The 14,068-nt window shown below is 70.2% G+C and carries 13 protein-coding genes and 1 pseudogene; 6 read left to right on the top strand and 8 right to left on the bottom strand.

All coding sequences use genetic code 11. From position 1 onward, the window contains the following. Window positions 1-14 precede the first annotated feature (14 nt). Window positions 15-1,589 (bottom strand): ABC transporter substrate-binding protein, encoded by a 1,575-nt coding sequence (locus K5L01_RS09320; protein ID WP_250064098.1) that lies wholly within the window; start codon window positions 1,587-1,589, stop codon window positions 15-17. A 174-nt stretch (window positions 1,590-1,763) separates the two neighbouring features. Here K5L01_RS09320 and K5L01_RS09315 point away from each other — a divergent pair, with 174 nt between their 5' ends. Further along, window positions 1,764-2,666 carry a LysR family transcriptional regulator gene (locus K5L01_RS09315; RefSeq protein ID WP_250064097.1) on the top strand — a complete coding sequence of 301 codons (903 nt, stop codon included), beginning with the start codon at window positions 1,764-1,766 and terminating at the stop codon, window positions 2,664-2,666. Between the two features lie 95 nt (window positions 2,667-2,761). On the opposite strand, the gene K5L01_RS09310 is transcribed toward K5L01_RS09315, so the two are convergent. Continuing rightward, window positions 2,762-3,715 (bottom strand): TerC family protein, encoded by a 954-nt coding sequence (locus K5L01_RS09310; RefSeq protein WP_250064163.1) that lies wholly within the window; start codon window positions 3,713-3,715, stop codon window positions 2,762-2,764. Between the two features lie 281 nt (window positions 3,716-3,996). Between K5L01_RS09310 and K5L01_RS09305 the strand changes: the two genes are divergently transcribed. Next, window positions 3,997-5,166, top strand: coding sequence for a class I SAM-dependent rRNA methyltransferase (locus K5L01_RS09305; RefSeq protein WP_250064096.1), 1,170 nt, complete (start codon window positions 3,997-3,999; stop codon window positions 5,164-5,166). Window positions 5,167-5,295: 129 nt separating this feature from the next. Continuing rightward, entirely contained in the window at window positions 5,296-6,534 is a 1,239-nt protein-coding gene (locus K5L01_RS09300; protein ID WP_250064095.1) for a dipeptidase, read from the top strand. Window positions 6,535-6,736: 202 nt separating this feature from the next. Here the strand turns inward: K5L01_RS09300 and K5L01_RS09295 are convergent, their stop codons facing one another. From K5L01_RS09295 to K5L01_RS09285, 3 genes are all read right to left on the bottom strand, one after another. Beyond that, complete coding sequence (locus K5L01_RS09295) at window positions 6,737-7,102, bottom strand: hypothetical protein (RefSeq protein WP_250064094.1); 366 nt, start codon at window positions 7,100-7,102, stop codon at window positions 6,737-6,739. Beyond that, window positions 7,099-8,541, bottom strand: coding sequence for an amino acid permease (locus K5L01_RS09290; RefSeq protein ID WP_250064093.1), 1,443 nt, complete (start codon window positions 8,539-8,541; stop codon window positions 7,099-7,101). The genes K5L01_RS09295 and K5L01_RS09290 overlap by 4 nt, the downstream gene beginning before the upstream one ends. Window positions 8,542-8,748: 207 nt before the next feature. Then, entirely contained in the window at window positions 8,749-9,108 is a 360-nt protein-coding gene (locus tag K5L01_RS09285; RefSeq protein ID WP_250064092.1) for a DUF488 domain-containing protein, read from the bottom strand. Window positions 9,109-9,118: 10 nt separating this feature from the next. On the opposite strand from K5L01_RS09285, the pseudogene K5L01_RS09280 reads away from it, so the two are divergent. The 3 genes and pseudogenes from K5L01_RS09280 to K5L01_RS09270 form a co-directional block, all read left to right on the top strand. Further along, window positions 9,119-10,732 (top strand): annotated as a pseudogene (locus K5L01_RS09280) (DNA recombination protein RmuC); the annotation flags it as partial. 256 nt (window positions 10,733-10,988) lie between these two features. Continuing rightward, window positions 10,989-11,534, top strand: coding sequence for a glutathione peroxidase (locus K5L01_RS09275; RefSeq protein WP_250064090.1), 546 nt, complete (start codon window positions 10,989-10,991; stop codon window positions 11,532-11,534). A gap of 43 nt (window positions 11,535-11,577) precedes the next feature. Then, the gene (locus K5L01_RS09270) at window positions 11,578-12,057 is read left to right on the top strand and encodes a GNAT family N-acetyltransferase (protein WP_250064089.1); all 480 of its coding nucleotides are present in this window, start codon (window positions 11,578-11,580) and stop codon (window positions 12,055-12,057) included. 43 nt (window positions 12,058-12,100) lie between these two features. Here the strand turns inward: K5L01_RS09270 and K5L01_RS09265 are convergent, their stop codons facing one another. Genes K5L01_RS09265 through K5L01_RS09255 form a run of 3 tightly spaced genes read right to left on the bottom strand, consistent with a single transcriptional unit; the run spans window position 12,101 to window position 14,067 of the window. Next, complete coding sequence (locus K5L01_RS09265; protein WP_250064088.1) at window positions 12,101-13,096, bottom strand: MlaA family lipoprotein; 996 nt, start codon at window positions 13,094-13,096, stop codon at window positions 12,101-12,103. Between the two features lies 1 nt (window position 13,097). After that, a complete protein-coding gene (locus K5L01_RS09260; protein WP_250064087.1) occupies window positions 13,098-13,409 on the bottom strand; it encodes an STAS domain-containing protein in 312 nt (103 codons plus the stop codon). Continuing rightward, on the bottom strand, window positions 13,399-14,067 hold the full coding sequence (locus K5L01_RS09255) for an MlaC/ttg2D family ABC transporter substrate-binding protein (RefSeq protein WP_250064086.1): 669 nt from the start codon (window positions 14,065-14,067) through the stop codon (window positions 13,399-13,401). The genes K5L01_RS09260 and K5L01_RS09255 overlap by 11 nt, the downstream gene beginning before the upstream one ends. Between the last annotated feature and the right edge of the window lies 1 nt (window position 14,068).

Below are 14,068 nucleotides of genomic sequence, written 5' to 3'. Positions count from 1 at the left end.
TGCAGGTGAGGACATCATTTGTCGGACAGGGACACGTTCCAGTACACCGTTGCCGCGATGCGCGGCAGCAGGCCGTCCAGCGAATGCCGGCGCGCCACCGAGTAGCTGCTCGCCTGCCCGAGCGGGACGATGGCGGCCTGGGCCAGGATCCGCTCCTGGATCAGGGTGGCGATGGCCTTCTGCCGTGCCGGCTCCTGGGTGTCGGCGAACTGCGCCAGCAGCGACTCCACCTCTGCGTCCTCGAACCAGCCGGGCCAGCCCGCCCTGCCGCTGGCGGTCAGCGGCGCGGACGACAGCGGCACGGTCAGGTCCAGGGGCGACCAGCCGGCGACGAAGATGCTCCAGCCGCCCTGGTCCGGCGGCAGCATACTCGTGCGCTTCTGCAGCCAGCTCGCCCAGTCCAGGGGCATCAGCCGGGTCCTGAAACCGGCCAGGCGCAGCAGCGCCGAGATCATGGCGGCGGTCTTGTTCTGCGCGCGCACTTCCGGCGTGTCGAGGATGACGACGGGCGTACCGTCGTAGCCGGCGTCCTCCAGGAGCCGCCGGGCCGCGGCGAAGTCCGGCTTTCCGGTGTAGTGGGCCGACGGGGACGAATACGTCGTGCCGCAGGGATACACCGAAGTGCAGCTCTGGAAGGCGCCGGGAACGTTGACCTGGACCTTGAGGATCGCCTCCTGGCTCATCGCGAGCATCGCCGCGCGGCGCACCCTCGGATCGTTGAAGGGAGGCGTCATCGCGTTGAAGCGCATGACGTAGGAAAGGCTCAGGGGGCGGTCGATGACCTCCAGCCCGGGATCCTTCTGAAGATCGGGCACCTGTTCGAAGGGCGCGGTGTCGAGGAAGTCGACCTCCTTCTTGCGCAGCGCGTTCACCGCGGTCTGCGGATCGCGCAGGAACACCCATTCGACCGCGTCCACCCTGACGGTCTTGCCGCCGGCGGTCCCGGATGCCGGTTCGCCGCGCGGCCGGTAGCGTGCGTTCCTGGCATAGATGGCACGCTCGCCCGGCTTGAACGCTTCCTGGACGAACCGGAACGGCCCGGAGCCGACGATCCGGGTGACGGGTCCCGTGCCGGCCGCATCGACGACCGACTTCTGCATGATGAAGGGCACGATCGAGGAGGGTTTGCCAAGCGCTTCGAGCATCAGCGCGAAGGGCGCGGACAGCTCGATCCGGAAGGTCCGGTCGTCGTCGGCCCGCATGCGCACGGTGCGCTCCTTCATCTTCCCGCCCATGATGTCCAGGGTCTGCCAGCGCTGGAGCGAGGCGATCACGTCGGCGGAGGTGACGGGGCTGCCGTCATGGAATTCCAGGCCCTCGCGCAGCGTGAACGTCCAGGTCGTCTTCGCCGCGTCGATGCTGTAGCTCTCGACCATCTGCGGCTGGATGGCGCCGGTCGCATCGGTGCCGAACAGGGTGTCGTACACCATGAAGCCATGGTCACGGGTGATGTGCGCCGTGGTGGAAAGCGGGTCCAGGATCTGCAGCGGGGCGCTGGGCACGACCCGGAGGGTTCCGGCCTGGGCCCCCAGCGCGATCGAGGCCGCGACCAGTCCGATGACGCAGGTTTTCAATGGAAAGAAGGCCAATGGTCTGTTCCGGAAGGCGGGACGTGCCCGGTGCTGGCGGCGTTGCGTCCAGGGGAGGCGCGCCCGCGGCTGTGTTCCTGTTCGCGATCCATTGTTTGATGTGGCAAATGATTTGACAAGTGAAATAAAGGCAATGCATCTTTTGTAAAACAGATCAATTGGCGAGTCTTTCCGATGCCCGAACCCACGCTGCGTCAGGTGCGGATGTTCCTGGCCGTGGCCAGGTACAACAGCTTTCGTGCGGCCGCCGAGCGCATCTCCACGTCCCAGTCCACGATTTCGATACAGATCAAGGGCCTGGAGGATGCGATCGGCGTTCCCCTGTTCGACCGGACCACACGCGTCGTACGGCTTACCCCTGCCGGTGCCGAGCTGCTGGAGGAGTTCGAGCGGCTGGCGGCGACCGCCGACGAGGTGCGCGCCAAGAGCGCGCAGCTGGCGGCAGGGCGCCTGGGCCAGCTCAAGATCGGCGCGCTGCCTTCGATCGCCGCGGAACTGCTGCCGCGTGTGATCGCCACGTTCGGGCAGGCCTTTCCCGATGTCCGCCTGGAGATACTCGAGACGGTGGACCAGGAGCTGGTTGCGGCGATCAAGGAGGGGAGGTGCGATGTGTGCCTGACCAGTGCGCGGATGTTCGAAGGGGGCATGAACTTCGAAGCGCTGTTCTCCGAGGAGCTGGTCGCGGTGCTGCCGAGTGCGCACCCCCTGGCCGGCGGGGGCGAGGTCCGGATCGAGGCGTTGATGGACGAGCCGCTGATCCTGACGAAACGGGGCACCAGCCTGCGCTCCGCGGTCAACCAGGCCTTCGCGGACGCCGGCGGGGACGTCTTCCCGGCCTTCGAGGTGACCTACATCGCAACGGCCACCGCGTTTGCCATGGAAGGCCTGGGCATCGCGCTGGTGCCCGCCTCGTCGGTGCGCCACATGGCCCACCCGGGCATCACCGTCGCCGGCATCGCCGGGCAGGCGGGCGCACGCACCATGGGCATCCTGCAGATGGAGGACACCATGAGCTATCCCTTGCAGCAGCAGTTCATCAAGGTGGTGCGGGCGGTGTCGAAACAGCTGTCTGGCTGAGGGCGTCGCCCCACGCCCGGGGGCCGCCGCCGCGCAGCAGGCCGCGCCAGGGACCGGGTGCCGTTGCAGCCCCCGGCCGCCGGCGGCCCGCAGGCTCAGGCCCGGTCGCCGGGCGGGAGCTTCAGGCTCAGCACCATCGTCGCCGCCAGGATCGCCGCGACCACGCCCAGCGAGACCGGCACCGGGATCTTGAGCACGTCGATCAGCAGCATCTTGGCGCCGATGAAGCCCAGGATCACCGCCAGGCCGTAGGGCAGCAGGTGGAAGCGGTCGGCCATGCCCGCCAGCAGGAAGAACATCGCGCGCAGGCCCAAGACCGCGAACACGTTCGAGGTCAGCACGATGAACGGATCGGTGGTGATGGCGAAGATCGCCGGGATGCTGTCCACCGCGAAGATCACGTCGGTGACCGCGATCAGCACCAGCACCACGAACATGGGCGTGAACCAGCGCACGCCGTCCTTCACCACCGCCAGCCGGTTGCCGTCGTACGTGTCGGTGATGCGCAGGCGCCTGCGCATGAACGCCAGTGCCGGGTTGCCGTCCAAGCTGGGTTCCTGGCCGGCGCTGGTCCACATCTTCCAGCCGGTGAACAGCAGGAACGCGCCGAACACGTAGAGCAGCCAGTGGAACTGGCTGACCAGCACGGTGCCGGCGAAGATCATCACCGCGCGCAGCGCGATCGCTCCCAGGATGCCGATGACCAGCACCCGCTGGCGCTGCGTCTCGGGCACCGCGAAGTAGCCCATGATCAGCAGGAACACGAAGATGTTGTCGACCGCCAGGGCCTTCTCGATCAGGTAGCCGGTCAGGAACTGCAGGCCGACCGCGTTGGCCACCGCGCTGCCGGCGGTCTCGTTCAGGTAGTACCAGAGGCCGGCGTTGAAGGCCAAGGCCAGGGCGACCCAGCCGACCGACCACAGCAGGGCCTCCTTGAAGGTCACCTTGTGCGGGCCGCCGTGGCGCATCAGCACCAGGTCGATCAACAGGGCGGCGATGACGACGGCGATGAAGCCGCCCCAAAGCCAGGGATTACCGATGGTCTGGATCATGGGAAATTCCGGTCATGTGAGCAGGGATCTCGGGGCCGTACTGGCCGAGGACCTGGACGCGGAATCGGGGGAGACCGGGACAGAGCTTCGCCAGTACGGCGAAGGTCTTGCTCACAATCCCGGGGCCGGGATTGCCGTTGCACCGGAGCCTGGCGGCCCGAACTGACGGCGACAACGTCTGGGAGCTACTCCCCTTCAGGGGCCGATACTGGGGCCTGTGCCGCCGGCAGTCAATGAACGCGCTCTGGCGTCCGCCGGCGGCCCGTTACAATGCCGCCATGACTACCCCACTTCCCGTCGTACGCCTGAAGAATGCGTGGCGCTCCAGCCACCCGTGGATTTTCCAGAAGCTGGTCGAGAAACCGGCGGTCCGGCCCAAGCCCGGGGCCATCGTCGACGTGGTCGGGGTGGACGGGGAATGGATCGGCCGCGGTTTCTACAACGGCCATTCGCGGATCGCCGTGCGCATCCTGGAGACCCGTCCGGAAGTGCAGGTGGACCAGGCCTGGTTCGCGCGCAGGATCGCCGACGCCGTGGCGCTGCGCCGCGGGGTGCTCGGGCTGGACGCGGTGGCCAACGCCTGGCGCGTGGTGCACAGCGAGGGCGACGGCCTGTCCGGGCTGGTGGTGGACCGCTACGACGACCTGATCGTGGTCGAGTTCTTCGCCGCCGGCATGTTCCGCCACCGCGAGTGGATCTACGAGGCGCTGCGGGAGCAGTTCCCCGGCTGCCGTTTCCACAGCTTCGCCGACGAGCACGTGCAGAAGCAGGAGAGCTTCGACTTCCACGGCAACACCACCACCGAGCCGGCGGTCATCAGCGAATACGGGGTGAAGTTCCGCGCCGACCCGGCCGGCGCGCACAAGACCGGCTTCTTCGCCGACCAGCGCGAGAACCGGCAGTGGCTGAGCCAGCAGGTCGAGGGCAAGCGGGTGCTCGACCTGTGCTGCAACACCGGCGGCTTCGCCGTGTACGCGGCCGCGCGCGGTGCCGGCGAAGTGCTGGGCGTGGACATCGACCAGGACGTGATCCAGATCGCCAAGGGCAACGCGCGGCTCAACAACGTGCGCCCGAAGTTCGTGCAGGCCGACATCTTCCCCTGGCTGCGCGAGGCCGCCAACCGCGGCGAGCAGTACGACGTGGTGATCCTGGACCCGGCCAAGATGACCCGCGACCGCGACCAGGTCATCACCGCGCTGAAGAAGTACCTGGACATGAACAAGCTGGCGCTGGGCGTGGTCAGGCCCGGCGGGCTGTTCGCCACGTTCTCCTGCACCGGCCTGGTGTCGGAGGAGCAGTTCCTGGACATGCTGCGGCGCGCCGCCTACTTCTCCGGGCGCACGATCCAGGTCCTGAAGGTGGCCGGCGCCGGCCCCGACCATCCCTTCATGGCCCATGCGCAGGAGTCGCGCTACCTCAAGGCGGTGTTCTGCCGCGTGCTGGACTGAGCCCGCGCGCCGCCGGCCACGGAGGTCCATTTTCCGGAACCGCGGCGGAGACGCTCCATGCCGTCGGTCACTGGCCGCCGGCCCGGCCGCGGCGTTAAGGTTTGTGTTTCCCCCAACGGTGAGGCTCCCATGACGCTGCGTCCCCTGTCCCTGCTGGTATCCCTGTCCCTGTGCTGGCCGCTGGCGGCGTCGGCGGTCGAGTTCAGCGCGGCCGAGCTGAGCAAGGCCAGCGCGCTGCAGAAGACCCTGCTGACGCTCGATTCGCACCTGGACACGCCGGCGAACTTCGCGCGTGCGGATTTCGACATCATGCAGCGCCACGACCACAACGCGCTGTCGCAGGTGGACTACCCGCGCATGGTCGAGGGCGCGCTGGACGGCGGCTTCTGGGCGATCTACACCGACCAGGGCGACCGCAGCCTCGCCGCGCACCGCGCCGAGCGCGACCATGGCCTGCTGCGGCTGATGCAGATCCGCGAAATGCTGGCGGCCAACCCGGACACCTTCCAGCTCGCGCTGACCGCCGACGATGCGGCGCGCATCAAGGCCGCCGGCAAGCGGGTGGTCTACATCAGCATGGAGAACGGCAGCCCGCTGGTGGCCGACCCGTCGCTGCTCAGCATCTACCACGCCGCCGGGCTGCGGCTGCTGTCGACCGTGCACTTCGCCAACAACGAGTTCGCCGATTCGGCCACCGATCCCAAGGGACCGGAATGGAACGGCCTGAGCCCGGCGGGCAGGGCGCTGGTCGAGGAGGCGGTGAAGCTGGGCATCGTCGTCGACCAGTCGCACGCCTCCGACGGGGTGTTCGACGACCTGCTGGAGATGATGCCGGTGCCGTTCATCCTCTCGCACAGCTCGGCCAAGGCCGTCTACGACCATCCGCGCAACCTGGACGACGCGCGGCTGCGCCAGCTGGCGGCCAAGGGCGGCGTGATCCAGGCCAACGCCTATGGCGGCTACCTGCTGGACGAGGCCAAGAGCCCCGAGCGCATCCAGGCCGAGGAAGCGCTGGAGAAGCGCCTGGGCGGCTGGGACCACATGACCATGGCCAAGGGGGCGGAACTGGCCGCCGGCCTGGCCGAACTGGATGAGCAGTACCCGCGCCGCAAGGCCACGCTGGACGACTTCTTCGAACACTTCGGGCACATGCTCGACGTCGTCGGTCCGGACCACGTGGGCATCGGCATGGACTGGGACGGCGGCGGCGGCGTGGTCGGCATGGAGGACACCACCGACCTGCCCAAGATCACCGCATGGCTGCAGCGCCGCGGCCTGAGCGAGGCGCAGATCGCCAACATCTGGAGCGGCAACGTGCTGCGGGTGATGCGCCAGGCGCAGGAGTACGCGGCCCGGCAGGCCCGCTGATACCGCTCTCCGCAGGGGGCGCCGGCGGCGCTCCCCTGCAGGCCGGTGGCGGTGTGCCCGGCCTGGGGCAGGGCACACGCGCAGGCACGGGAAACGCCGATCACGCGCCGCGGACGGGCCTCGCCGGCCTCCGGCGTGGAGGGGGCGGGCGCGCTTCCCTGTCGCTGTCAGGCGGCAGCGGCGTCCCGCGTCCCGCCAGGGTTCAGCACTGGATGCCGAGTACCAGAACGCCTTCGGCGGGGTCGCCGGCATCGAGGTCGGGCCGGCGCTGGAGCGGCTGCGTGCAGCCGCGGGGCCGGATGTAGTCCTCGGCGAGCCGCTCCGCCTGCGCCCGCTCCAGGGCCCCGCCATCGCGGGCGCGGACATGGATGTAGTAGGGCTGCTCGAACGGGACGATGTAGCTGTCGAACAGGTAGTCGCGGCCTTCCGAGGAAAGCACGGCGTGGTTCTCCTCGACCCGTATCCAGTTCGCCGACACCAGGTCGGGGGCGGCGGCGTCCGCCGGAGCGGACAGCGCCATGCCGGCGGCGACCAGGCCAAGCATGGTCGCCAGCGGCCCCGGCGTCATGCCTGGGTGCCCTTGCCCAGCACCGCGTTGCGGCGGCTGTACAGCAGGTACACACCGAGGCCGAGCGCGTTCCAGATCAGGAACCACTTCTGGGTGGAGGACGGCAGGCTGAAGAACAGGTAGATGCAGCCGAGGATCGCGATCGGGCCGACCACCCAGGCCAGCGGCGTACGGAAGGTGCGCACCCGTCCCGGCTCGCGCTTGCGCAGCACCAGCAGGCACAGGCCGACGGCGGTGAACGCGGCCAGCGTGCCGGCATTGGCCAGCGCGGCGATCTCGTCCAGGCGCGCCACGCCGGCCAGCGCGGCCACCAGCACCGCGGTGAACAGGGTGATGGTCACCGGGGTGCCCGTGCGCTTGTTCACCAGCGACAGGCGGCGCGGCAGCAGGCCGTCGCGGGACATCACGAAGAAGATCCGGCTCTGGCCGTAGAAGAAGGCCAGCAGCACCGTCGGCAGGGCGATGATGGCGACGACGCCGATCACCAGCGCGGCGGTGCCGTGCCCCAGCTCGCGCATGATCAGCGCCAGCGGCTCGGCGCTCTTGCCGAACACGGTGTAGCTCATCGCGCCGATCGCGGCCAGCGCCACCAGCAGGTAGATCAGGGTGCAGCCGATCATCGAGCCGACGATGCCGATGGACAGGTCGCGCTTGGGATTCTTGGTCTCCTCGGCCGCGGTGGAGATCGCGTCGAAGCCGTAGAAGGCGAAGAAGATGATCGCCGCGGCGGCCATCACGCCGCGCTCCACCCCGTCGGGGCCGAGCGACTTGGGGAAGCCGTAGGGCATGAACGGTTCCAGGTTGGCCGGATCGAAGGCCGGCAACGCCACCGCCACGAACACCGCCAGCGCGATCAGCTTGAACACCACCAGCACCGCGTTGACCGTCGCACTCTCGCGGGTGCCGGCGATCAGCATGCCGGCGACCAGGAAGGTGATGACGATGGCCGGGATGTTGAGGAAGCCGCCTTCCACGTGCGGGCCGGCGGCCAGTGCCTGCGGCAGCACCACGTTCCAGCCGAACGAGGCATGCAGCCACTCCAGGAACCCGACGAAGTAGCCCGACCAGCCCACCGCCACGGTGCTGACCACCAGCGAGTACTCCAGGATCAGGCTCCAGCCCACCACCCAGGCGATGGTCTCGCCCAGCGCGCTGTAGCTGTAGGTGTAGGCGCTGCCGGCCGCCGGCATCATCGTCGACAGCTCGGCATAGGCCAGCGCCGCGCAGGCGCAGACAATGCCGGCGACGACGAAGGAGATCAGCACCGCCGGGCCGGCCTTGTCCGCCCCCACCCCGATCAGGGTGTAGATGCCGGTACCGACGATGGCGCCGATGCCCAGGGCCACCAGGTGGGGCCAGCTGAGCGAGGGAATCAGCCGGCGGCCTTCCTCGTGCTGGGTGAGTTGATCGATGGATTTGCGCCGGAGCCAGGACTTCATGCGGACCTCGCGGTTCAGGGAAGTACCAAAAGTTGCCCGAGTGTCGCCGAATGCGGTGCAGCAAAGCCAGAATTTCCCGCTGTTTTCATGGGTTTGGCGATGGGCGATAGTCGGGCTGCCGGATTCGGCACAAAGTGCGGACAAACGGCCGTGGCCACACCGCCGCAGGGCGGTCGCGCGGGCCGCCGCGGGGTGTGCCGGCACTCCTCAACGTGTGCGGCGCGGGTGGGCCAGCAGGTAGCCGCGCAGCGCCACCGCCTGGTTGTGGTCGCTGTCGCGGGCCCCGTAGACCAGGGTCACCGGCCCGCGTGCCAGCGCATCGCGCAGCGGCGCCAACCGCCGCGGCCGGGCCGCCAGCTCCTGCCAGTAGCGCTGCCGGAACGCCTCCCAGCGCTCGGCACGGTGGTCGAACCAGTGCCGCAGCGCGTCGCTCGGCGCCACCTCCTTGAGCCACTGCGCCTGCAGCTGCGCGCGGCTGACGCCGCGCGGCCACAGCCGGTCGACCAGGAAGCGCTGGCCGTCGCTCCCGGCGGCGGGCGCATAGGCGCGCTTGCAGTGGATCGTCATAGCCACCTCCATGGGCGGCGCGGCCGCCGGCTCCGGGCAGTGCGACGTACCGAGCGGGACCGCTGGAGGCCACTCCTGCCGGCATCCAGCATACGCGCGGCTCCGAGCGCCGCGGGCACGGACAGGGGGCGCTCCGGTGCGGGCGCCGTGCCCGCCGCCGTCGCCGCGCGCGGCCGGGGGAACCGGCGGGGCTACACTTTGCGGCATGCAAACCGAAACCCTGATCCTGGCCGGCCTGCTGCTGGCCGTGCTCGTGCTGCAGGTGCTGCAGCTGGTCCGCCGAACCGGCAGCGCCGCGCTGGAAGCCGCGCTGCGCGAGGAACAGCGCAGCGGGCGCGGCGAGCTGCGCGAGCAGCTGGAAGCCATGGCGCGGCAGCAGGACGCGCGGATGGACGGCTTCGGCCGCAACCTCACCGACCTGTCCATCCGCACCGACCAGCGCCTGGACCTGCTGCGCGACAGCCTGGCCGAGGATGCCCGCAAGGGCCGCGAAGAGAGCGCCGGCGCCCGCGAACGGATGGCGCAGCTGCTCGACGCGCGCCTACAGGAAGTGCGCGGGCAGCTGGAGGTCTTCGGCCAGCAGCAGCAGGCGCGCATGGAGCTGTTCGCCGAGCAGCTGGGTACGCTGCAGCGGGCGCTGCTGGAGGAAACCCGCACGGCACGCCAGGAGAGCGGCGAGGTGCAGCAGCGTTTCGGCGACGTGCTGGGCCAGCGCCTGGCCGAGCTCACCCAGCGCAACGAACAGCGCATCGGCGAGATGCGCCAGACCCTGGAGGCGCGCCTGAAGGACCTGCAGGGCGACAACGCCGCCAAGCTCGAGCAGATGCGCGAGACGGTGGACGAGAAGCTGCAGACCACGCTCAACGCGCGCCTGGATTCGTCCTTCAAGCTGGTCTCCGAGCGGCTGGAGCAGGTGCAGCGCGGGCTGGGCGAGATGCAGCAGCTGGCCACCGGGGTCGGCGACCTCAAGCGCGTGCTGAGCAACGTCAAGAACCGTGGCAGCTGGGGCGAGGTGCAGCTGGACAACATCCTGGAGCAGACCCTGACCGCCGAGCAGTACGCGCGCGGGGTGAAGGTGCGCCCGGACAGCGGCGAGATGGTCGACTTCGCGGTGCGCCTGCCCGGGCGCGGCAACGACCAGGCGCCGGTGTGGCTGCCGATCGACTCCAAGTTCCCGCGCGAGGACTACGAACGCCTGCTCGATGCGCAGGACGCCGGTGACCTGGAGGCGGTGCGCGCCAGCGGCAACCAGCTCGAGCGCGCGCTGCGGGTGCAGGCCCGCTCGATCTGCGACAAGTACATCGTGCCGCCGCACACCACCGACTTCGCGGTGATGTTCCTGCCCACCGAAGGCCTCTATGCCGAAGCGATCCGCCGCCCGGGCCTGGTGGACGGGCTGCAGCGCGAGCACCGGGTGGTCATCGCCGGCCCGACCACCGTGACCGCGCTGCTCAACAGCCTGCAGATGGGCTTCCGGACCCTGGCCATCGAGCAGCGCTCGTCGGAGGTGTGGAGCCTGCTCGGCGCGGTCAAGAGCGAATTCGGCAAGTTCGCCGGCATCCTCGAGAAGGCCGAGAAGCAGATCACCACCGTCGGCCGCAGCCTCGGCGAGGCCAGCCGCAAGACCCGCACCATCGAGCGCCGGCTGCGCGGCGTGGAATCGCTGTCGGCCGATGCCTCGCAGGCGCTGCTCGGCGATTCCGGCGGCGAGGACGAGGCGGAGGGAGAGAGCGAGGACAGCGGCGCCGACCCGGCCTGAGCCCTCCCGGCAGCGGCCCGGTGCCGGCCGCCGGCCACGCGGACGGAGACGGCCGGGTCCCGGCCCGTGCCGGCGGTGGTTCCCGGCTATGCTTGCGCTCCTTTCCCCGCAGGAGTCCACCATGACCACGTCCCTCCAAGACATCGCGTTGACCACCCTGGACGGTGCGCCGGCCACGCTCGGCGACTACGCCGGCAAGGTGCTGCTGGTGGTCAATGTCGCTTCCAAGTGCGGCCTCACCCCGCAGTACGAGGGGCTGGAGAAGCTCTATCGCGCGAAGAAGGACGCCGGCCTGGAAGTGCTGGGTTTCCCGGCCAACAACTTCAACGGCCAGGAACCCGGCAGTGACGACGAGATCCGCCAGTTCTGCACGCTGACCTACGACGTGACCTTCCCGATGTTCGCCAAGATCAGCGTCGCCGGTGACGATGCGCACCCGCTGTACCGGCAGTTGACCGCCGCGCAACCGGCCGCGACCGGCGAAGGCCCGATGCGCGAGAAGCTGGTCGGCTTCGGCATCGAACCCAATCCGGCACCGGCCATCCTGTGGAACTTCGAGAAGTTCCTGGTGGGCAGGGATGGCCGGGTGATCGGCCGCTTCGCGCCGGATGTGGCGGCCGACGACGCCGGCCTGCAGGCGGCGATCGACGCCGCGCTGGCGGCATAGGCCCCGGCCGCCGGCCCCGGTGTCGGGTACCGACGTCCAGCGCATGCTGATCCCGATCCGCGACTACCGCCCGGAGGACTGGCCACGCCTGTGCGCCATCCACGATCCGGCGCGGCGGCAGGAGCTGCACGCGGCCGGCCTGGCGCCGGCGTTCGTGCCACTGGAGACCGCGGCGGCGCGCGAAGGGCTGTTCGACTACCGCCTGCTGGTCGCGGAGGCCGGCGGGCGGGTGCGCGGTTTCGCGGCCTTCGGCGAGGACGAGCTGGCCTGGTTGTACGTGGAGCCGGCCAGCCAGCGCCGCGGCATCGCCACCGCACTGGTCGATGCCGTCGTGGCGGCGACCCGCGGGCCGTTGGCGGTCGAGGTGCTGGAAGGCAACGGGGCGGCGATCGCGTTCTACGAGGCGCGGGGCTTCCAGCGGGTGCGCAGGGCGCATGGGCGGCTGCCGGGCAACGAGTCCTTCGCGGTGAGCGTCCAGGTGCTGGCGCTGGCGGAGCGCCGGCCGGACCGGCCAGCACCATGAACATGGCCGCCCGCGTCCACCGCGGGCGGCCGCAGGCGCCGGCTCAACGCCCCCAGTCGGGCATCGGCATCGCATCCACCGGGATGGTGGTCTGCTCGTCGTCCTCGTGGCGCTGGCGATCGCCGCGCATGTCGCGCTCGATCTGGTAGTTGCGGCGCTGCAGCCAGGCGTCGCGGGTCAGTGCGTATTCGTCCACGGCGCTGTCGCGGATGTCGTCCAGCGACAGCAACTGCACGCGGGTATCGACCAGCTGCAGGCCCTGCAGGCCCAGCCGCAGCTTGTCCATCTCGATGCGACGCAGCGGCGACAGCGGGGTGTCGCCGGCCAGGCCGAACACGTCGCGCACCGTCCGCGGACCGAAGAACGGCAGCTCCACGTAGCGCGAATCGCGCCAGCCCCAGACGCCCAGGGTCTGGCCGAAATCCTCGCTGCGGCGCGGCACCATGGCCTTGCCGGCCGGGTCGAACAGACCGCCCAGGCCCAGGGTGGAGTTCATCAGGAAGCGGCCCAGGGTGTCCCAGGCATCGTCCGGGCGCCCCTGCAGCAGCTGGTTGACCAGGGTCAACGGCGAGCGCAGGTTGCTGAAGAAGTTGCTCACCCCGGTGCGGGCGACGCGCGGCACGGTGCGCACGTAGGCCGTGGCCAGCGGCCGCGCCACGCCGCGGTCCACCGCCAGGTTGAAGCGGTGCATGCGGCGGTTGTAGGTCTCCCAGGGATCGTAGGCGGGCGCCGAGCCGTCGCCGTTCGCGGCGCCGGGGCTGCTGCCGTACAGCGCCGCGAAATCGTCCTCGGCGTCGGTGCTTGCGGTGTCGATGGCCGGTTCCGGGGGCGGCGCGTCCGTGGTCCGCGCATCCTCGGCCGGCGCGAGCGAGACCGTGGCCGCGGCGCTTGCCGCCGGCGCGGGGCAGTCGTCCGGATCGCTGCAGGCCGATGGCGCCACGACCGCGTCCGGGGCGGCGGCGGTGCGCACCGGCTTGCCGGCGCAGGCGCCGAGCAGCAGGGCGGTGGCCAGCAGGGGAAGCGTGCGATGCAGGATCATTTCAGTGCGCTCCCGGCGCGGCGTTGTAGTCCAGGCCGGGCGCCAGCCGGTAGGCCGCGCACAGTTCTTCCAGGCCGGCGGGACTGCCGGACAGGGTGGCCGCGTGGCCGTTGGCGCGGATGCGCGCGGCCAGCTCGGCCAGCAGCGCCACGCCGGCGCTGTCCACGCGTTCGACGGCCCCCAGGTCCAGGTGCCGCAGTCGCGCGGCCTGGCCCAGCAGCTGCGGCCACAGCCGGGTGGCGGCGGCCCGGTCCAGGGTGCCGGTCAGGTGCAGGGTGCCGTCCTGCACGCGGGCGCTGGCGTCACCGGCCACGGGGCACCGGTGCGTCGCCGGCCTGCATGCTGCCGGCGCGCAGTTCGGTGGCCACCTCGCGGATCGACTTCTGCCGCAGCGGCGCATCGAACTGGTTCTTGAAGGTCTGCACGTAGGAGATGCCTTCGATCATCACGTCGAAGATCTTCCACTGGCCGCCGACCTCGCGCATCAGGTACTCGACCGGGGTCGGGTCGCTGCCGCCGCGCACCAGTTCGGTGGACACCTTGACGCCGCGGTTGCCCGGCAGCGCGGTTTCGCTCTTGTAGCGGAAGCTGGGCTTGCCCTGGATGTCGAGCAGCGCCGAGCCGTAGCGCGCCATCAGGTTGTCGGCCATGGCATCGGCGAACAGGGTGACGTCGGCATCGGCGGCGCCGCGGCCATGCACGCCGAGCACCAGCCGCGCGGCGTACTCGCGGTCGAAGCCGCGGCTCAGCTCGCTGTCGATGAAGCTGCGCAGCGCCGCGGGGTTGCCGCGGAACTCGGCGCGCCGCGCTTCCAGGGTGGACAGGATGCGCGTGCTGGCGTCGAGCACGGTGCGCGCGGCCGCCGACGGCTGTGCGGCGGTGGCGGCCGGACGCGCCTGGGCCAGCGTCAGGGACGGGGCGGCCGCGAGCAGGGCGGTGCCGAGCAGGGTGGAAAACAGTCGGGTTCTCATG

The organism is Stenotrophomonas mori, from assembly GCF_023556335.1.
In the GTDB taxonomy this organism is placed as follows: domain Bacteria; phylum Pseudomonadota; class Gammaproteobacteria; order Xanthomonadales; family Xanthomonadaceae; genus Stenotrophomonas; species Stenotrophomonas mori.
Note: the sequence above shows the minus strand (reverse complement) of the source record. Positions and strands in the feature narration are given on the sequence as shown.